The 19,973-nt window shown below is 42.5% G+C and carries 14 protein-coding genes and 1 other annotated feature; all 14 genes read left to right on the top strand.

The features are described 5' to 3' along the window. Window positions 1-565 precede the first annotated feature (565 nt). The 14 genes from ilvE (at window position 566) to yihA (ending at window position 19,821) form a co-directional block, all read left to right on the top strand. Window positions 566-1,471, top strand: coding sequence for a branched-chain-amino-acid transaminase (gene ilvE, locus BMX30_RS03755; RefSeq protein WP_090741340.1), 906 nt, complete (start codon window positions 566-568; stop codon window positions 1,469-1,471). A 7-nt stretch (window positions 1,472-1,478) separates the two neighbouring features. Next, window positions 1,479-1,738 (top strand) — a binding site (T-box leader). 115 nt (window positions 1,739-1,853) lie between these two features. Beyond that, on the top strand, window positions 1,854-3,572 hold the full coding sequence (gene ilvB / locus BMX30_RS03750; RefSeq protein WP_090741338.1) for an acetolactate synthase large subunit: 1,719 nt from the start codon (window positions 1,854-1,856) through the stop codon (window positions 3,570-3,572). Beyond that, complete coding sequence (ilvN, locus tag BMX30_RS03745) at window positions 3,569-4,084, top strand: acetolactate synthase small subunit (protein ID WP_090741337.1); 516 nt, start codon at window positions 3,569-3,571, stop codon at window positions 4,082-4,084. The genes ilvB and ilvN overlap by 4 nt, the downstream gene beginning before the upstream one ends. A 245-nt stretch (window positions 4,085-4,329) precedes the next feature. Continuing rightward, window positions 4,330-5,352, top strand: coding sequence for a ketol-acid reductoisomerase (gene ilvC / locus BMX30_RS03735; protein ID WP_090741333.1), 1,023 nt, complete (start codon window positions 4,330-4,332; stop codon window positions 5,350-5,352). Further along, entirely contained in the window at window positions 5,339-6,877 is a 1,539-nt protein-coding gene (locus BMX30_RS03730) for a 2-isopropylmalate synthase (RefSeq protein ID WP_090741332.1), read from the top strand. The genes ilvC and BMX30_RS03730 overlap by 14 nt, the downstream gene beginning before the upstream one ends. A 131-nt stretch (window positions 6,878-7,008) precedes the next feature. Continuing rightward, window positions 7,009-8,121, top strand: coding sequence for a 3-isopropylmalate dehydrogenase (gene leuB, locus BMX30_RS03725; RefSeq protein ID WP_090741330.1), 1,113 nt, complete (start codon window positions 7,009-7,011; stop codon window positions 8,119-8,121). A 16-nt stretch (window positions 8,122-8,137) separates the two neighbouring features. Beyond that, the gene (gene leuC / locus BMX30_RS03720; protein WP_090741328.1) at window positions 8,138-9,553 is read left to right on the top strand and encodes a 3-isopropylmalate dehydratase large subunit; all 1,416 of its coding nucleotides are present in this window, start codon (window positions 8,138-8,140) and stop codon (window positions 9,551-9,553) included. Between the two features lie 37 nt (window positions 9,554-9,590). Continuing rightward, entirely contained in the window at window positions 9,591-10,175 is a 585-nt protein-coding gene (gene leuD / locus BMX30_RS03715; protein ID WP_090741326.1) for a 3-isopropylmalate dehydratase small subunit, read from the top strand. Between the two features lie 394 nt (window positions 10,176-10,569). Beyond that, window positions 10,570-11,592 carry a tetratricopeptide repeat protein gene (locus BMX30_RS03710; RefSeq protein ID WP_090741324.1) on the top strand — a complete coding sequence of 341 codons (1,023 nt, stop codon included), beginning with the start codon at window positions 10,570-10,572 and terminating at the stop codon, window positions 11,590-11,592. A 156-nt stretch (window positions 11,593-11,748) separates the two neighbouring features. Then, window positions 11,749-13,038, top strand: coding sequence for a trigger factor (gene tig, locus BMX30_RS03705; RefSeq protein WP_090741322.1), 1,290 nt, complete (start codon window positions 11,749-11,751; stop codon window positions 13,036-13,038). Window positions 13,039-13,398: 360 nt separating this feature from the next. Continuing rightward, a complete protein-coding gene (clpX, locus tag BMX30_RS03700) occupies window positions 13,399-14,661 on the top strand; it encodes an ATP-dependent protease ATP-binding subunit ClpX (RefSeq protein WP_090741320.1) in 1,263 nt (420 codons plus the stop codon). Window positions 14,662-14,854: 193 nt separating this feature from the next. Then, window positions 14,855-16,552: an ATP-dependent protease LonB gene (gene lonB, locus BMX30_RS03695; RefSeq protein ID WP_090741318.1), complete on the top strand. Its 1,698-nt coding sequence runs from the start codon at window positions 14,855-14,857 to the stop codon at window positions 16,550-16,552. A 363-nt stretch (window positions 16,553-16,915) separates the two neighbouring features. Beyond that, the gene (gene lon, locus BMX30_RS03690) at window positions 16,916-19,237 is read left to right on the top strand and encodes an endopeptidase La (RefSeq protein WP_090741316.1); all 2,322 of its coding nucleotides are present in this window, start codon (window positions 16,916-16,918) and stop codon (window positions 19,235-19,237) included. Then, window positions 19,234-19,821 (top strand): ribosome biogenesis GTP-binding protein YihA/YsxC, encoded by a 588-nt coding sequence (gene yihA, locus BMX30_RS03685; protein ID WP_090741314.1) that lies wholly within the window; start codon window positions 19,234-19,236, stop codon window positions 19,819-19,821. The genes lon and yihA overlap by 4 nt, the downstream gene beginning before the upstream one ends. Window positions 19,822-19,973: the final 152 nt, after the last annotated feature.

Here is a 19,973-nt window from a genome sequence, read left to right as displayed (position 1 = left end):
TTCCGCGGGGCGGAAGCTGAGCCTCCTCGTCGCTTTGCTCCTGTGGGGTCTCACCTGTCCCGCTGCTCCCGCAGGAGTCAAGCGCCTTCCGCTCCAATCAACGGTTACCCAAAATCAACAATGTCCTTTATCAGAGACCAAACTGTAAACAATTTTGCAGACGAGCATTAGCAAAAGGGCATCTCCCTTAGCCATCAGTCCTACAGTTCCCTCCAAAGAACAAATCCTCCTTTAAATGTATAACCCCACAATTTACTCTCATTTCCCTCTTGCAAATATAAATAAACTCATTCTTCAAAAAAAATATTTATTCCAAAATGTGGACCTAACAACATTGGAAGCGGATTCAAAAAAATAATATATCAAAATTGTCAAAAATTTTAGTAAAACCCGTTGACGCAGGCTTAAATTCGGCGTAAGATAGTCCTCAATTAAATGATTTTCTAAGTCAGATTATCTACCAAGCGGGCAAGTGAATTTTAAGGTTGATTTAATTTGTCAGAATCTTCACACCTTTTAAATTTAATTGTTTAAAGCGTTTAATGGAAAAAGGAGATGTTTTACGGTGCCCGATCAATGGATTTATTTAAACGGTGAATTCGTCACGAAAGAAAACGCAAAAATTTCCGTTTATGACCATGGGTTCCTATATGGGGACGGCGTGTTTGAAGGGATTCGCGTATACAGCGGAAATATCTTCAGAATGGAAGAACATATGGATCGCCTTTATCGCTCGGCAAAATCCATCATGCTAGACATTCCTCATAGTCAGGAAGAACTTACAAACTTGATTGCTGAAACAGTAGAAAAGAACCAACTTGAAAATGCCTATATTCGGGCCGTGGTTTCAAGAGGTGTCGGGGATCTTGGCTTAGACCCAAGGAATTGCGTTAGTGCCAATGTGGTCATCATAGTTGAGCCTTTATCGATTTTCCCTAAGGAACTATATGAAACAGGACTTGAAATTGTGACGGTCCCAACAAGAAGAAACCGTCCGGATGTATTAAGTCCGAAAGTAAAATCTTTAAATTACCTTAATAACATTCTCGTTCGAATGGAAGCACAGCTCGCCAATGTAAATGAAGCGTTGATGCTTAATGACCAAGGTTATGTAGCTGAAGGATCTGCGGATAATGTTTTTATCGTAAAAGGAACGACCTTCTATACACCACCAGGTTATATCGGTGCGCTTGAAGGAATTACGAGAAACGCAGTTATGGATTTTGCCAAAGAGCTAGGCTATGAAGTGAAGGAAGAACCATTTACAAGACATGATGTTTATACAGCTGATGAAGTATTTTTAACCGGGACGGCCGCTGAAGTCATTGCCGTAGTGAAAGTAGATGGCAGGGTCATTGGTGAAGGTCAACCGGGTATTCATACAAATAAAATTCTTGAGGAATTCAGAAAACGAGTCATTCAAGAAGGTGTCAAAGTATACTCTTTAACTAGTGAGTCAAATGTGAGCTAAAGAATAAGTGAAAGTGTGGACGAGGACAAGTAATTTTTTGTAGGCCATCTCCAGAGAGCCGGTAGTGCTGAGAACCGGCGTTGGCGCAAAGGATGAACTCACCTCGGAGCGCCGGTTTGAAAGGTAACTAGTAAAACCGGTCGGGTGCCTGACACCCGTTATCAAAACGGACTGAACATAGTCCTAGAGTGCACGCGAATCAACAGATTTGCGTGAATGAGGGTGGTACCGTGGAACAGGTGAACAATAGCCTTTTTCATCCCTTTGCCTAACAGTTTGATGTGGGCATTTGGAGATGAGAAGGCTATTTTTATTGTAAAAAAGCAGGCAGACCTTTAAAGAATGCCGGCTTGAGTTTTCCAAATGATAGGAGGCTGGAATAATGCTGCAACAAGCCGCTTTTACAAAAGTAGAAGCTGAGAAGAAAACTGTAACTGGAGCAGATCTTTTACTAGAAGCTTTAAAAAAGGAAGAAGTAGAAGTCATTTTTGGATACCCAGGCGGGGCAGTCCTTCCGATTTACGACAAGATTTACGATTGTGATATCATGCATGTCCTGCCTCGTCATGAACAAGGTGGAATCCATGCCGCAGAAGGTTATGCAAGAGTAAGCGGTAAGGCGGGTGTCGTGATTGCGACTTCGGGTCCAGGCGCAACCAATGTTGTCACTGGTCTAGCAGATGCAATGATGGATTCCTTGCCATTAGTCGTATTTACTGGTCAGGTAGCAACTGGGGTTATTGGAACAGATGCTTTCCAGGAAGCGGATATTCTCGGAATTACCACACCAATCACGAAGTATAACTGTCAAATTCGCAACATTGAAGAGATTCCGAGAATTATAAAAGAAGCTTTCCATATTGCGACAACCGGGCGACCGGGTCCGGTATTGATTGACTTCCCTAAGGATATTGCTGCTGGCTTAGTTGAAAGACCAGCAGAGCCAGAAATCTCGCTACCAGGCTATCAACCGACAATTGAACCTAATTATTTGCAAATTAGAAAGTTAACTGAGGCCGTAAGCAGTGCGAAGCGTCCAGTAATTCTAGCAGGAGCTGGGATTCTTTTCTCAAAGGCGTCCGACCTACTGCTCGAGTATGTAGAACAGCAAAAGGTTCCGGTTGTCCACACTCTTCTCGGGTTAGGCGGGTTTCCAGCCGACCATCCATTATTCCTTGGTTTAGCCGGGATGCATGGTTGTTACACAGCAAATATGGCGCTTTATGAATGTGATTTACTCGTCAATATCGGGGCAAGATTTGATGACCGATTAACCGGTAATCTCGCTCATTTTGCTCCAAACGCAACCGTTGCTCATATCGATATTGATCCTGCTGAAATTGGTAAAAATGTACCAACTGCAATTCCGGTGGTTGGAGATGCAAAGGAAGCACTCACCATGCTAGTGAAACAAGAAGGCAAGCCGCCTGAACATAGTGAATGGATGCAGACCTTAGAAGGCTATAAAAAAGAGAATCCATATTGGTACGAAAATTCAGATTCACCGCTTAAACCGCAGCGCGTGACAGAGATGCTGTATGAGAAAACAAATGGTGAAGGCATTGTGGTTACGGATGTTGGACAGCACCAAATGTGGGCAGCGCAGTATTATCCACTGAAGAACCCAGATCGTTGGGTAACTTCAGGTGGACTTGGAACGATGGGCTTTGGTCTTCCTGCCGCAATAGGAGCACAAATAGCTGACCCGTCAGCTACCGTAATTGCGATTCTAGGTGATGCCGGGTTCCAAATGTCAACACAGGAATTAGCGGTTATTAGAGAAATGAATCTTCCAATTAAAATTGCCATCTTTAACAATCGCTCGTTAGGAATGGTAAGGCAGTGGCAGCAAATTTTCTATCAGGAAAGATATTCTCATAGTAAAATTCCATCCCAGCCTTCCTTCGTTAAACTTGCGGATGCCTATGACATTAAGGCTTATGAAATTAATTCTGAACAGGAAGCGGAAAAGATTCTTGCAGAAGTAATGAAAGATAAAGAACCGGTATTACTAGACTTTCGAGTAGCTGAAAATGAAAATGTTTATCCGATGATTGCTCCAGGAAAAGGGCTACATGAAATGGTAGGGGTGAAAAAATGAAAAGAATTATAACTCTAACCGTACTGAATAGGCCAGGTGTTTTAAATCGAATCACTAATTTGTTTTCGAAACGAAACTACAATATTGAAAGCATTTCGGTTGGAGAAACAGAGCAAGAAGGTATTTCAAGAATTACCTGCGTTGTTAATGTCGATAACGACCGAGTGATTGAACAGATTACCAAGCAGGTAAATAAGCAAATTGACGTTTTAAAGGTAGCGGATATCAGTGATCAGGCGGTTGTTGCCCGTGAACTAGCACTGATTAAAGTGCAATCGACACCGCAAAATCGCAATGAAATTTATTCATTAATTGAACCGTTCCGGGCCTCTGTCATCGATGTTGGCAAAGACAGTCTGATTATTCAAATTACCGGTGAGTCAGAAAAAATTGAAGCTTTCATCGAGCTAATTAAGCCTTATGGAATTAAAGAGCTAGCGCGAACAGGAACAACAGCTTTCCCACGTAGCAGCCAGCGTTCAAACCATAAAACCAACTATTCAATAGTATAAAAATCTTACTCTATTAAAACCAAGGCTGTGTTAAAGGAATTGTTGGTTTACTAACCGTTGATTGGAACGGAAGGCGCTTGACTCCTGCGGGGGCAGCGGGACAGGTGAGACCCCACAGGAGCGAAAGCGACGAGGAGGCTCACCGCCCGCCCCGCGGAAAGCAAGCGCCTGGAGTGGAAATCAACATCCCCGTTTAACAAAGCTAAATACCAAAAAACTATACCAATTAAAGGGAGAGAATTAACATGGCAAAAATGTACTATAACGGAGACGCAAACCCACATTACTTACAAGGAAAGAAAGTAGCAGTTATCGGATACGGTTCACAAGGTCATGCTCATTCACAAAACCTTCGTGACAGCGGTGTTGAAGTAGTCATTGGTCTACGTAAAGGACGTTCTTGGGATCAAGCAGTAGAAGACGGATTCCAAGTATATTCAGTTGGAGAAGCAACAGCTCAGGCAGATGTTGTTATGATCCTACTTCCAGATGAACTACAACCAACTGTTTATAAAAATGAAATCGAACCAAACTTAACAAACCAAGCGTTAATGTTCGCTCATGGTTTCAATATCCACTTTAACCAGATCAAGGCACCAAAAGAAAGTGATGTGCTATTAGTAGCTCCTAAAGGCCCTGGACACCTTGTTCGCCGTGTATACACTGAAGGCGCTGGAGTTCCTGCTCTGTTCGCTGTTTTCCAAGATGTTACAGGAGAGGCAAGAGACCTTGCTCTATCTTATGCACACGGAATTGGATCGCTTCGTGCTGGAGCATTAGAAACTACTTTTAAAGAAGAAACAGAAACAGATCTTTTCGGAGAGCAAGCAGTTTTATGTGGAGGAGTTTCTGCACTAGTAAAAGCTGGTTTCGAAACATTGACAGAAGCTGGTTACCAGCCAGAACTTGCATACTTTGAATGTCTACACGAATTAAAATTAATCGTTGACCTTATGTATGAAGGCGGTCTTGAAGGAATGCGTTACTCTATCTCTGATACAGCTCAATGGGGAGATTTTGTTAGCGGACCACGCGTTGTAACTCCAGCCGTGAAAGCAGAAATGAAAGAAGTATTAAAAGATATCCAAGAAGGTCGTTTTGCAAAAGGATGGATTCTTGAAAACCAAGCAAACCGTCCAGAGTTCACTGCAATCAATGAGAATGAAAAACAACATCCAATCGAAGTGGTTGGTCGCGAATTAAGAGCGATGATGCCGTTTGTAAATCAAGGTAAAAAGAAGGAAGTGGCAGCTGTTGCAAAAGGTTAAAATTTTTGACACGACGCTAAGAGACGGGGAACAGTCGGCCGGGGTTAATCTAAATAAGTCCGAAAAGCTAGAGATTGCTAGACAGCTGGAAAGATTAAATGTTGACATTATCGAAGCAGGCTTTCCAGCTGCTTCTCCTGGGGATCTAGCATCGGTTAAAGAGATAGCCAGAACGATTAAAGGCGCTTCAGTAACAGGGCTTGCACGTGCCGTTATTACTGATATCGACGCTGCTTGGGAGGCTCTAAAAGACGGAGCAGAACCAAGATTGCACACGTTTATTGCGACTTCACCGATTCATCGACAATATAAGCTAAAACAAACAAAAGAACAGGTCATTGAAACTGCGGTTCAAACCGTGAAATACGCTGCTTCAAAGTTTTCAGTTGTTCAATGGTCTGCAGAAGATGCTTGCCGCACAGAACTCCCATTTTTAGCAGAAATCATTGAGGAAGTCATTAAGGCTGGAGCTAGGGTAATCAATATCCCTGACACTGTCGGCTATATCAATCCAGAAGAATACGGAGCCGTTTTTGATTATTTATTCGAAAACGTTCCTTCTATTGGAAAGGTCGAATTGTCGACTCACTGCCATGATGATTTAGGGCTAGCGGTGGCAAACTCACTTGCAGCAGTCAAGCATGGGGCAAGGCAAGTGGAAGGAACCATTAACGGAATTGGCGAGCGTGCTGGAAATACTTCACTTGAAGAATTAGCAGTCGCGCTTCATATCCGCAAAGACTATTTCAATTTGGAAACAGGTTTGAATCTACAGGAAATCAGCCGTACTTCAAGTCTTATTTCCAAATTAACCGGTATGCCAGTACCGCCGAACAAAGCGGTCGTTGGTCGCAATGCCTTTGCACATGAATCAGGCATCCATCAGGATGGTGTTCTTAAGGAAAAAACAACCTACGAAATCATTTCACCTGAATTGGTCGGGTTCCAGAATAATTCCTTGGTACTTGGTAAGCACTCTGGCAGACACGCATTCCGCAATCGTCTTCAGGAATTAGGGCTTTCCGTACCAGAAGAAGATATCAAGCGCTTGTTCGGAGTATTCAAAGACCTAGCCGATCGTAAAAAAGAGATGACCGACGAAGACTTAGTCGCGATTGTCCTTGAAGAAAGACTTTCGAAGGATGAAAACTTCTACCAATTAAAATCAATTCAAGTCCAATATGGAACGAATCAGGTTCCAACTGCTACGGTAAGCTTATCTGGTGCGAATAATGAAGAAATTCAAGAAGCAGCTACTGGAGCTGGTAGTATCGAAGCACTATATAATACGCTAGAAAAATGCATGAATGAAACCATTAACCTATTAGACTACCGGATTCAATCCGTTGGGGCAGGGAGAGATGCCCTTGCTCAAGTCTATGTGAAGATGAACTATGCAGGCAAGGAAACCAGCGGAAGAGGGCTTGCACAGGACGTTCTAGAAGCATCCGCAAAAGCCTATCTAAATGCAATCAATCGTGTTTTATATATGAACGAAAGCGCAGAGCCAGTCGTTAACGGATAATTTTTTAAAAGGCTCTTTTCTCAATCTTTGTTACCAAAGAAGGTTGTGGAAAGGGCCTGTGTTTTAAGGTGAAATTAGATTTTTACGACGAGTATACGAAAAAGCCTTATAAAAAAATGGAGGGGAAACTCATGAAAAAAACGATCGCAGTCCTGCCTGGTGATGGCATTGGCAAGGAGGTAGCCCGAGGTGCAGTAAGTGTTCTACAGGCAATTGGAGAGCGCTATGGGCATCAATTTACTTTCACATATGGAAGTATTGGTGGAGGGGCTATTGATGCGCTCGGAACCCCGCTTCCTGAAGAGACGATTGAATTGTGCCAACAAAGTGATGCTGTACTACTGGGAGCGGTAGGTGGTCCGAAGTGGGAAACTCTTCCTGGACATCTTCGTCCAGAGAAGGGTCTTCTTCGGATCAGAAAAGAGTTGAACCTCTATGCTAATTTAAGGCCGGTAAGCTATTTCGCAGCAACGGCGGCAAATTCACCACTACGCCCAGAAATCATTGAAGGCGCTGACCTATTGGTCGTCAGAGAGCTTACAGGTGGATTATACTTTGGAAAACCAAGTGAACGAACAAAAACAGACGGCGAAGATTCAGTTGTTGATACCCTTTTTTATAAAAAGTCCGAAATTGAACGCATTATTCGCTTAGCCTTTGAACTCGCTGAAAAGCGGAGTAAAAAAGTGACATCTGTTGATAAAGCAAACGTTCTTGAATCAAGCCGAGTATGGAGAGAAACCGCTGAGGCAGTAGCGAAGGATTTCCCAGAAGTAAAACTTGAGCATATGCTTGTTGACAATGCTGCGATGCAATTAATTAAAAATCCAAAACAGTTTGACGTTCTTGTTACGGAAAATATGTTTGGCGATATTTTAAGTGATGAAGCATCTGTGTTAACCGGATCATTGGGTATGCTCCCTTCCGCAAGTATTTCGGAAGATGGACCGAATCTTTATGAACCTATTCATGGATCTGCACCAGATATTGAAGGGAAAAACCTTGCGAATCCAGTGGCAATGATCCTATCAGCTGCAATGATGCTAAGAACCTCTTTCGGTCTTGAGGAAGAAGCGGAAGCCGTTGAGAATGCGGTGAAACAAGTTTTAGAATCTGGTGTGAAAACAAGTGATATCGCTGGTGAAGGCCAGTCAACGATTGGTACGGAAGAAATGATTGAAGAAATCAAAGCAACGATTTTAGACAATCAAGCTATCTTAAATATTATGAACTTATATGCCTAGAAAAGGAGGGTGAAGAATGGGGAAAACGATTATCGATAAGCTATGGGATAAACATATTGTCCATCAGGAAGAGGGAAAACCTGACCTCATCTATATTGACCTTCATCTTGTCCATGAAGTAACCTCACCTCAGGCGTTTTCAGGTTTGAGAATGAAAAATCGCCCAGTTAGAAGGCCTGATCGCACGTTTGCAACGGTGGATCATAATGTACCGACCGTGAACCGGTTTAACATTACCGATCCTGTTGCTAAAAAACAAATGGAAACATTGAGGAAAAACTGTGAGGAGTTTGGGATTCCTTTAGCCGATATCAATAGCCCAGAGCAGGGCATTGTCCACGTAATCGGTCCTGAGCTTGGGTTAACTCAGCCGGGAATGACGATTGTTTGTGGAGACAGTCATACATCCACGCACGGCGCTTTCGGTTCGCTTGCATTTGGAATTGGAACGAGTGAGGTTGAACATACGCTTGCAACGCAAACATTGTGGCAGTCAAAGCCTAAGTCATTAAAAGTACAAATCGATGGCAAGCTCGGTCAAGGCGTGCTTGCAAAGGATGTTATCCTGTATGTCTTATCCAAGCATGGAGTAAATTTCGGAACCGGCCATATTATTGAATATTGCGGTGAAGTGATTCGCAACATGTCAATGGAGGAGCGGATGACGGTCTGCAATATGTCCATTGAGGGTGGTGCGCGCGCAGGTTTAGTTGCACCAGATGATACCACGATTGAATACTTACGTGGCCGCAAGCATGTTCCTTCAGGTCAGGAATTCGATCAGGCGGCAGAACAATGGAAGGCGCTTGCTTCCGATGAGGATGCAACGTATGACAAGGAAATTCATATTGAAGCTAGTGAGATTGCTCCGATGGTGAGCTGGGGAACGAATCCTTCCCAAACAGCACCTGTGACAGGAAGAGTTCCGTTTTTGAACGAGTGTGCCAATGAAAATGAAAGAAGATCAGTGGCAAGTGCGCTTGGTTATATGGGCTTTTCTGAAGGGCAGAAAATCAGCGATATCAAAGTCCAAAAAGTGTTTATCGGGTCCTGTACGAACTCGCGCTTAGAAGACCTTCGCTTAGCTGCTGAAGTAGCTAAAGGGAGAAAGGTTCAGCAAGGGGTTCAGGCCATTGTTGTACCAGGTTCACAAAACGTCAAGGTCTTAGCGGAAGCGGAAGGACTGGATCAGATTTTTATTGAAGCAGGCTTCGAATGGAGAGAATCGGGCTGTAGTATGTGCCTAAGTATGAATGCGGACATTGTCCCAGCTGGTGAGCATTGTGCATCCACCTCCAATCGTAACTTTGAGGGACGTCAAGGTGCTGGGTCAAGAACACATCTTGTCAGCCCAGCGATGGCAGCAGCAGCGGCTGTTCATGGCTATTTCGTTGATGTAAGAAATCTAGAAAGTGCCGAAGCCGTTCACTAGTGAATTAGCGGACAGGACAGGGAAAGGAGATTAGAAAATGGCAGGACTAACTACATTTCGTGGGAAAGCAGCTGGGATGGACCGAGTAAATGTCGATACAGACCAGATCATTCCAAAGCAGTTTTTGAAACGAACAGAGAAAACCGGTTTTGGTCAATATCTCTTTTACGATTGGCGCTTTCAGGCAGACGGTTCGCCTAATCCTGAATTTGAATTAAACCGCCAAGAAAACGCAGGGGCTACAATTCTGGTAGCCAATGAGAATTTCGGCTGTGGCTCATCCAGAGAACACGCACCATGGGCATTGCTTGATTACGGCATTCAAGTGGTTATCGCGCCATCATTTGCCGATATCTTTCATCAGAACTGTTTGAAAAACGGGATGCTTCCGGTCGTATTAAAAGCTGAAGAGGTTGAATACTTGCTTGAAAAAGCAAAAAGCCCATCCTACGAATTAATTGTTTCATTAGATGATAAAACCGTTTCTGATGCCGAAGGGTTTAAAGCATCATTCCCAATCAGCTCCTACTGGCAAACAATGTTAATGAACGGTTGGGATGAAATCGACTTAACCATGCAGATGGATGAACAAATTAGAAAATACGAAGAGTCAATAGGTTAAAAAGATTCACGGCCCGAGGCTGTGAATCTTTTTGTTTTTCGACCATTCCGTGCTAAACTAACGACAATAAAATTAAATGTGAAGGCTGTTTTCGTAAACTTTCATTATTTTTATGAATTAGAACTTGATGAAAACCGGTTGATTGGAGCGGAAGGCGCTTGACTCCTCGAAAATGAAGTACGCATTTTCTCGTGCGTGGGTAGATTCGAGGATGCCATTCAGTGTCCTGCGGGAGCAGCGGGACAGGTGAGACCCCACAGGCGCTAAAGCGCCGAGGAGGCTCACCGCCCGCCCCGCGGAAAGCAAGCGCCTGGAGCGTAAATCAACTACCCACTATATAAATAGCAACAAGGTATTCGAAAACAGTCAAAGAAATAATAAGGGCGGTAAAGGCATGAAGAAACAGGATTCCGAAAAAGATAATATTGTTTTGTTTCCCGGCCTAGAGCAGCGACTTTTAGAAAAGGGACTCGAATATCTTCACGAGAAAAAATATCGTCAAGCGATTGACTATTTAGAGCAGGCTCGGGATCTTGACCCTGATAATAGTGAGGTATATATCGGCCTCGTGCTTGCTAATTTTGAATCGGGCCATACTCAAGAAGCGAAAAGACTAGCAGCAGAAATGCTAAAGGAAGGCCTAGGGGAATATATACAGGTCATGGACCTTTATATTATGATCATGGTTCAACTTAACGAGTATAAGGAAATCATCGCAACGATTGAAGCGCTGCTTGAAGAGAAAGAAATTCCTGTAGACAAATATGAGCACTTCTCTAAAATGCTTCAATTTAGTCGGAACATGGCTGAGAACCACACGGATACTAGTAGTACTGAAGCCAACGTAGCAGAGTCCAAAATAGAGCGATTAAGTCTATTCGCTTATCAGGACCCAAAAGATCAAATGCTGATTGCGGCAAGGCTCGCGAAAGAGAATGTTCGTCCATACATACATGAAATTAAACTATACCTAAGTTCTAAGGATGGACATCCTTTTCAGAAATCGATGCTTTTAAATATTTTACGGGAGCAGGAATACGACCGAGAAGTCGAAGTGGAGAAACTTGGGATGAAGGGTGAATTTATTCCAGCAACACTACCAGAAATTCATGAAATTAAAAAACTACAAGAAATCTCCAGTCTGCTTGAATCTCAGCTTGAAAGTGATGATCCCGTGTTGTATGAAAATATTAAAAGCTTACTCGAACGAAACTTTTTTCTAATGTATCCATTTGACCCCCAGCCAGAGGGTGCATCGGCATGGGCAGCTGCCTATCAATATCTAGCAGAAGCCTATTACGGCCTAAATGGAACACTAGATGATTATTGCGAAAAATATGAGGTATCAGCCGAAGAAACAACGGCAGCGCTAGATTTCATCAAGAAGATAGAAGAAATTTCTTATCCTATCATCTAGCAGGCTGTTGAAACAAAATAATCCTGTGTTATAATGTAGTGGTTGTATTATGTAAAAATTAATCTATTTTACATTTAAACTGGAATATTGCTTGCACGTTCAAGAGATATTCATCGCCGAAATGGTCATGATAATAGATTTGTTGGAGGGAAATGTATGTCTGCAAAATGGGAAAAACAAGAAGGGAACCAAGGGGTTCTTACATTTGAAGTAGATGCAGAAAAGTTTAACGAAGGTTTAGACGCTGCATTCAAAAAGGTAGTAAAAACAGTTAGTGTTCCTGGTTTCCGTAAAGGAAAAATGCCACGTCAAATGTTTGAAAAGCGTTTTGGCGTTGAGTCATTATATCAGGATGCAATTGATATTCTTCTTCCAGAAGCTTACTCAAATGCAATCGACGAAGCTGGAATTGAGCCAGTTGATCGTCCTGAAATTGATGTTGATCAAATCGAAAGAGGCCAAAGCCTAGTGTTCAAGGCAACTGTTACAGTGAAGCCAGAAGTAAAGCTTGGCGAATACAAAGGTCTTGAAGTTGAAGCGTTTGATACAGAAGTAACAGACGAAGATGTAGCAGCTGAATTGAAAGCTCTACAAGAGCGTCATGCTGAGCTAGTTGTTAAAGAAGATGCTCCAGCAGAAAATGGCGACACAGTTGTTCTTGACTTTGAAGGCTTTGTTGATGGTGAAGCATTCGAAGGTGGACAAGCTGAGAACCACTCACTTGAAATTGGTTCAGGAAGCTTCATTCCTGGCTTTGAAGAGCAGCTTGTAGGTGTAAAAGCTGGAGAAGAAAAAGACGTTGAAGTCACTTTCCCAGAAGAGTACCATGCAGCTGAGCTTGCTGGAAAGCCTGCAGTATTTAAAGTAAAAGTTCATGAAATCAAAGGAAAACAACTTCCTGAGTTAGATGATGAATTTGCGAAAGATGTAGACGAAGAAGTCGAAACTCTTGAAGCATTAAAAGCTAAAACTCTAGACCGCTTGAAGCATGACAAAGAACACCAAAAAGAGCATGCGATTCAAGACGCTGTTGTAGAAAAAGCAGCTGCAAATGCTGAAATTGATGTTCCTGAAGTAATGGTTAACAATGAAGTTGACCGTATGCTACAAGAATTCGAACAGCGCCTGCAAATGCAAGGTATGAATCTTGAGCTTTACTTCCAGTTCTCTGGACAAGATGAAGCAGCTCTTCGTGGTCAAATGCAAGAAGATGCAGGAAATCGTGTGCGCGTAAACTTAACGCTTGAAGCAATTGTTAAAGCGGAAAACATCGAAGTAACGGAAGAAGATGTTAATGCTGAACTAGAAAACATGGCTTCTTCATACAATATGACTGTAGACCAAATCAAAGCGGCGCTTGCTGGAAACCTTGATTCTGTCAAAGGTGACCTTCAACTAAAAAAAGCAGTCGAATTCCTTGTGGAAAATAGTAAAACTGTTGCATAATAGAAGTAACCAGATAAGAACAAGGCGCGATTACATCGTGCCTTGTTTTGTACCATCATGAGCCTTTTTTTACATAAGTGAAATGGGTGCGGCTAGCGGAGGCCAAACCTAGAATTTCTTAGTATTTGGCGAACGGCCGACTGAATCGGCATCATTTTGGTTAAGCTTAATTGAGTACATATCTTTTTTTGCGGATCAGCTTACCAACTTTTCAGGCGCGAAGAGTTATTATTTCCTGTCACTTAGAATATTGTGTTACAATCCAGTACATAACCAGTTTTAACGTTTACAAACCAAAATGAATGTTCGTGTATGATCCGCCATTTTATATACGTTAGAAGTTTCCAAGGGGTGAAAAAAATGTTCAAATTTAATGATGAAAAAGGGCAATTGAAATGTTCTTTCTGCGGCAAGACTCAGGATCAAGTCCGTAAACTCGTTGCAGGACCAGGTGTTTACATATGTGATGAGTGCATCGAGCTTTGTACTGAAATCGTCGAAGAAGAATTAGGCACAGAAGAAGAAGTTGAATTTAAGGACGTTCCAAAACCGCGTGAAATTCGTGGAATTCTTGATGAATATGTCATTGGTCAAGACCAGGCGAAGAAGAATCTTTCTGTAGCCGTTTACAATCATTACAAGCGTATCAACTCTAATAGTAAAATCGATGATGTTGAGCTTTCAAAAAGTAATATTGTTATGATTGGGCCAACTGGTAGCGGGAAAACTCTTCTTGCTCAGACGCTTGCGCGTATTCTAAATGTTCCATTTGCAATCGCAGATGCAACTTCGCTAACAGAAGCTGGATATGTTGGTGAAGACGTGGAAAACATCCTGCTTAAGCTAATCCAAGCGGCAGATTATGATGTTGAAAAAGCGGAAAAAGGCATTATTTACATTGATGAGATTGATAAAGTTGCTAGAAAATCAGAAAATCCATCGATTACGAGAGATGTTTCTGGTGAAGGTGTGCAGCAAGCCTTGCTGAAAATTCTTGAAGGAACGGTTGCTAGCGTTCCTCCACAAGGTGGAAGAAAACACCCTCATCAAGAATTCATTCAAATCGACACAGGAAATATCTTGTTCATCTGTGGTGGAGCATTTGATGGAATTGAATCAATCATCAAGCGCCGTCTTGGCCAAAAGGTCATCGGTTTTGGTTCTGATACGAAAAAAGACGATATTGATCAAAAAGAATTACTTGGGAAGGTTTTACCTGAAGACTTGTTAAGATTTGGTCTAATCCCTGAATTCATCGGTCGTCTTCCAGTTACTGCGAGCCTTATTCAGCTTGACGAGGAAGCTCTAGTTGAAATTTTAACTAAGCCAAAGAATGCTTTGGTAAAGCAGTACCAGAAGATGCTCGAGCTTGATAATGTTGAGCTTGAATTTGAAGAAGATGCATTGGTCGAAATCGCTAAAAAAGCCATCGAACGCAAAACCGGTGCCCGTGGACTTCGCTCCATTATTGAAGGCATCATGCTAGATGTAATGTTCGATCTTCCTTCTCGCGAAGAAATCGTAAAATGTATCATCACAAAGGATACAGTCCTAGAATCAACTCCACCACAGCTTGTACTTGAAGATGGTTCTGTAGATAAAGGAGAACGGAACTCTGCGTGATAACTAGCTTGAATGAGAAAACCTGGTATTTTTATACCAGGTTTTTTTGCGTTTTGTTCAAATTTGTTTGCGAAACAGATTGTTAGGTTTTCACTATGAGAAGATATTTTTGACTTAAATTCTTGTTTATTCCAACTAGTTGAGGGAGATACTAATGGAAAGTCATAAGGATTAAGTCAGGAGGGAATCTGTTTTGAATTGGACAGGGATCGCTTTATTCGTACAGCTTTTCTTTGGAATCATCATCGGGCTGTATTTCTGGAATTTACTAAAAAATCAACGCACACAAAAAGTATCTATAGACCGTGAGTCAAAAAAAGAAATGGAACAGTTGAGAAAAATGCGATCAATCTCTCTCAGTGAGCCCCTTTCAGAAAGAGTTAGACCAGCCAGTTTTAAGGACATCGTTGGTCAGGAGGATGGCATCAAAGCATTAAAAGCGGCACTATGTGGGCCAAATCCACAGCATGTCATTATTTATGGACCTCCAGGGGTAGGGAAGACAGCGGCAGCAAGACTTGTGCTCGAGGAATCAAAGAAAAATATGAAGTCTCCCTTTAAACAATCTTCAGTCTTCGTGGAGCTTGATGCGACAACAGCAAGATTTGATGAGCGTGGCATCGCCGACCCGTTAATCGGTTCGGTACATGATCCTATTTACCAGGGTGCCGGTGCAATGGGCCAAGCTGGTATCCCTCAGCCAAAACAGGGGGCGGTTACAAATGCTCATGGCGGCGTGTTATTTATTGATGAAATTGGTGAGTTACATTCGATCCAAATGAATAAGCTTTTAAAAGTACTCGAGGATCGGAAAGTGTATCTAGAAAGCGCCTATTACAGTGAAGAAAACACCCAAATCCCATTACATATCCATGATATTTTTAAAAATGGACTTCCAGCTGATTTCCGCTTAGTCGGTGCCACCACTAGAACCCCTAGTGAAATCCCACCAGCAATCAGGTCTAGATGTATGGAAGTATTTTTTAGAGAATTGACGCAAGAAGAAATTTCTGATGTAGCAAAGAATGCAGCAGAAAAAGTTAACCTTAACATGAGTGATGAGGCAATTGCTGTCTTATCTTCTTATTGCCGCAATGGGCGTGAAGCGGTAAATATGGTTCAAATCGCGGCCGGATTAGCAATCACAGAGGACCGAGATTATATTAAAGAAGAGGAAATCGAATGGGTTGTTCATGCAAGCCAATTGACACCGAGAATGGAACGGAAGATCAACGAAAAAGCAGCTATCGGTCTGATAAATGGGTTAGCCGTACACGGACCAAACACAGGCGCTCTCCTGGAGATTGAGGTTACCGTGATTGAAGCAAAAGACAAAGGCAGCATTAATATTACTGGGATTGTTGAAGAAGAAAGCATCGGCGGTCAAGGTAAATCGATTAGAAGAAAGAGTATGGCCAAAGGCTCAATCGAAAATGTCATTACTGTCTTGCGCTCCATGGGTGTTCCAGCGGATAAATATGATATTCACGTCAACTTCCCTGGGGGCGTTCCGATTGATGGCCCATCAGCAGGGATTGCGATGGCAACAGGAATTTATTCAGCTATTTATAAAATTCCAGCCGATCATACCGTTGCGATGACAGGTGAAATAAGCATCCACGGTAATGTAAAACCAATTGGTGGCGTGTATCCAAAGGTCAAAGCAGCGATGAAAGCAGGAGCAAAGCGTGTCATCATTCCAAAGGAAAATGTCCAGTCCATCCTTCAGGAAATTAAAGGGATTGACATCGTACCTGTCAGCCATCTAAGCGAAGTATTTGACTTGGCGCTAGTAAGAGAAGAAACCAATAAGGATGAAGTTATCTCCTCTGTTGCAGAGAGCATCTTCTCCAACTCTTCAGAGGATATTGATAAAAAAGAAAGTGTGTAAGAGAGTGTGTGAGTCCTGTCTCCCTTGGTTTGTATGAGGGGACGGGGCTTTTTCTTTGTGTGTGTAGAATGTATTTTGTGTGATGTAGAAAGAGAGGTTTTTCATGTAGAAAGACGCACGACCCATGCACAAAACACTCCATCACCTCTGCTCTACAACAGAGAATTTCATATAAAACACATGATCTTTAGAAAAACGCCCTAAAATCATGACATATTTTCCACCTGAAATCAGATACTAATGAGGGATGAACGTTTCTGTATTAGGACCTTCAAACTGTGTTATTAGACACTAGAAGGTAAATAAGATAAAATTGAACAAAGAATCCATGTACAACTGATGATACATGTGGAGGTGCATAACATGGGGGAAAATAAAACCGTCCCATTATTACCGCTTCGGGGACTTTTGGTCTATCCAACGATGGTACTTCATCTAGATGTAGGCCGTGAAAAGTCAGTCCAGGCGCTAGAAAAGGCAATGGTCGATGACCATATGATCTTTCTTACTACTCAAAAGGACGTCTCAATAGACGAGCCGACGGAAGACGAGCTTTATCGAATGGGTACGCTCACAAAGGTAAAGCAAATGTTGAAGCTTCCAAATGGAACGATTCGTGTGCTTGTAGAAGGACTAAAGCGGGCAGAAATTGTTGACTTCTATGACGATGAAGGCCATTATTCTGCAACCTTAAAAACATACGAGGATCGTGACACGAAGGATGTAGAAGACGAAGCATTAATGAGAACGATGCTCGAGTATTTTGAACAGTACATAAAAATGTCTAAGAAAATTTCAGCTGAAACCCATTCTTCGGTTACTGATATCGAAGAACCAGGAAGAATGGCTGATATTATTTCCTCCCATTTGCCATTAAAGCTGAAAGAAAAGCAAGAGATATTAGAAACAATTGATGAAAAAGAACGCATGAATCGCGTGGTTGAAATTATTCATAATGAAAAAGAAGTACTGAATCTCGAAAAGAAAATCGGCCAACGAGTGAAGCGCTCCATGGAAAGGACGCAAAAGGAATACTATCTTCGTGAGCAAATGAAAGCTATCCAGAAAGAACTTGGTGATAAAGAAGGGAAAACTGGGGAAGTTTCAGAGCTAACGGAAAAAATCGAAAAAGCAGGAATGCCTGACCACATAAAGGAAACGGCGTTAAAAGAGCTTGATCGGTATGAAAAGGTTCCGTCTACTTCTGCAGAAAGTGCGGTCATTCGGAATTATATCGACTGGCTAGTTGCGCTACCTTGGTCAAAAGCAACCGATGATGACTTGAACATCAAAAAAGCTGAGAATATTTTAAATGAGGACCACTACGGTCTTGAAAAGGTGAAAGAACGTGTCTTGGAATACCTTGCTGTTCAAAAGCTAACGAATTCCTTAAAAGGACCGATTCTTTGTCTAGCTGGACCTCCAGGGGTCGGGAAAACGAGTCTAGCACGTTCAATTGCCAAATCCTTAAACAGGAATTTTGTTCGGATTTCTCTTGGTGGCGTTCGTGATGAATCGGAAATCCGCGGTCATCGTCGTACATATGTCGGTGCGATGCCAGGACGTATTATTCAAGGTATGAAAAAAGCTGGAACCGTCAACCCAGTCTTTCTTTTAGATGAAATTGATAAAATGTCTAGCGATTTCCGTGGTGATCCATCTTCCGCGATGCTCGAAGTTTTAGACCCGGAACAAAACCATAACTTTAGCGATCATTATATTGAAGAAACATATGATTTATCGAAGGTTATGTTTATTGCGACAGCGAATAACCTAAGCACTGTCCCAGGTCCGTTACTTGATCGGATGGAAATCATCACAATTGCTGGCTATACAGAGCTTGAAAAAGTTCATATTGCCAAGGATCACTTGCTCCAAAGGCAAATTGAGGACCATGGTTTATCAAAAGCACAATTGCAAATACGTGAAGAGGCGTTATTGGAAATTATTCGCCACTACACACGAGAAGCAGGGGTGCGTTCTCTTGAACGCCAGCTAGCGACGATTTGCCGTAAAACCGCAAGAATTATTGTATCTGAATCGAAAAAGCGCGTTGTCGTTAACGAAAAGAACGTTGTTGATTTCCTCGGCAAACCGAAATTCCGTTATGGTGAAGCGGAAATGGAAGATCAAATCGGGGTTGCAACCGGCCTTGCTTACACAACGGTTGGCGGGGATACATTGCAAATTGAAGTATCGCTATCTCCTGGTAAAGGCAAACTTGTTTTAACAGGGAAATTAGGCGACGTCATGAAAGAGTCAGCGCAAGCGGCGTTTAGCTACGTTCGTTCAAAAACGAAGGAACTCGGAATCGATGAAGATTTCCATGAAAAACTGGATATCCATATTCACGTACCAGAAGGGGCAACTCCAAAGGATGGCCCTTCGGCAGGGATCACGATTGCTACGGCCCTCGTGTCTGCTCTGTCTGGAAGACCAATTCGCCGAGAAGTCGGTATGACCGGTGAAATCACGCTACGTGGCCGTGTACTTCCAATTGGTGGATTAAAAGAAAAAACATTAAGTGCTCATAGGGCTGGATTAACGAAAATCATTCTACCGAAAGATAACGAAAAGGATATTGATGATATTCCAGAAAGCGTTCGTAATCAACTTGAGTTTGTACTCGTTTCGCATGTAGACGAAGTTCTCGTTCATGCCCTTGCTGAGGGAGTTAAACAATGAAAGTAACATCTGCAGATATAGTCATCAGTGCGGTTAGGCCCGCCCAGTATCCAGAAGGGGACCTACCGGAGTTTGCGCTTGCCGGCCGATCAAACGTCGGCAAGTCGTCTTTTATCAATAAAATGTTAAATCGTAAGGCATTGGCAAGAACGTCTTCAAAGCCTGGGAAAACACAAACGTTAAACTTCTTTTTAATCAATGAAATCCTTTATTTTGTTGATGTCCCAGGTTACGGTTATGCCAAAGTGTCGAAAACGGAACGTGCCGCATGGGGAAGAATGATTGAAACCTATATTACCTCAAGAGAACAGCTCAAGGCCGTTATCTTATTAGTTGATCTTCGTCATCCTCCATCGGTTGATGATCGAACAATGTATGACTTTCTGAAACACTACAATATCCCAGTGATTGTCGTTGCCACGAAAGCGGATAAAATCCCGAAATCGAAATGGCAAAAGCACATCAAAATCGTCAAGGAAACATTAGAATTCGACGAAGAAGATGCACTCATCCTCTTCTCTTCCGAAACAGGAGAAGGGAAAGACAAAGCCTGGAGCATTCTTCAGGCATATGCGAATAAATAGTTGAACTCTGTTAGAGGGAATGTTGATTTTGTTTGCTAACCGTTGATTGGAGCGGAAGGCGCTTGACTCCTGCGGGAGTAGTGGGACAGGTGAGACCCCGCAGGAGCGAAAGCGACGAGGAGGCTCACCGCACGCCCCGCGGAAAGCAAGCG

The organism is Mesobacillus persicus, from assembly GCF_900109925.1.
Taxonomy (GTDB): Bacteria; Bacillota; Bacilli; order Bacillales; family Cytobacillaceae; genus Mesobacillus_B; species Mesobacillus_B persicus.
Note: the sequence above shows the minus strand (reverse complement) of the source record. Positions and strands in the feature narration are given on the sequence as shown.

Bases quoted from the DNA above. Each gene is read 5' to 3' on its own strand.
- ilvB (WP_090741338.1), top strand. From the start codon at position 1,854: ATGCTGCAACAAGCCGCTTTTACAAAAGTAGAAGCTGAGAAGAAAACT.
- ilvN (WP_090741337.1), top strand. From the start codon at position 3,569: ATGAAAAGAATTATAACTCTAACCGTACTGAATAGGCCAGGTGTTTTA.
- ilvC (WP_090741333.1), top strand. From the start codon at position 4,330: ATGGCAAAAATGTACTATAACGGAGACGCAAACCCACATTACTTACAA.
- leuB (WP_090741330.1), top strand. From the start codon at position 7,009: ATGAAAAAAACGATCGCAGTCCTGCCTGGTGATGGCATTGGCAAGGAG.
- leuC (WP_090741328.1), top strand. From the start codon at position 8,138: ATGGGGAAAACGATTATCGATAAGCTATGGGATAAACATATTGTCCAT.
- leuD (WP_090741326.1), top strand. From the start codon at position 9,591: ATGGCAGGACTAACTACATTTCGTGGGAAAGCAGCTGGGATGGACCGA.
- BMX30_RS03710 (WP_090741324.1), top strand. From the start codon at position 10,570: ATGAAGAAACAGGATTCCGAAAAAGATAATATTGTTTTGTTTCCCGGC.
- tig (WP_090741322.1), top strand. From the start codon at position 11,749: ATGTCTGCAAAATGGGAAAAACAAGAAGGGAACCAAGGGGTTCTTACA.
- clpX (WP_090741320.1), top strand. From the start codon at position 13,399: ATGTTCAAATTTAATGATGAAAAAGGGCAATTGAAATGTTCTTTCTGC.
- lon (WP_090741316.1), top strand. From the start codon at position 16,916: ATGGGGGAAAATAAAACCGTCCCATTATTACCGCTTCGGGGACTTTTG.
- yihA (WP_090741314.1), top strand. From the start codon at position 19,234: ATGAAAGTAACATCTGCAGATATAGTCATCAGTGCGGTTAGGCCCGCC.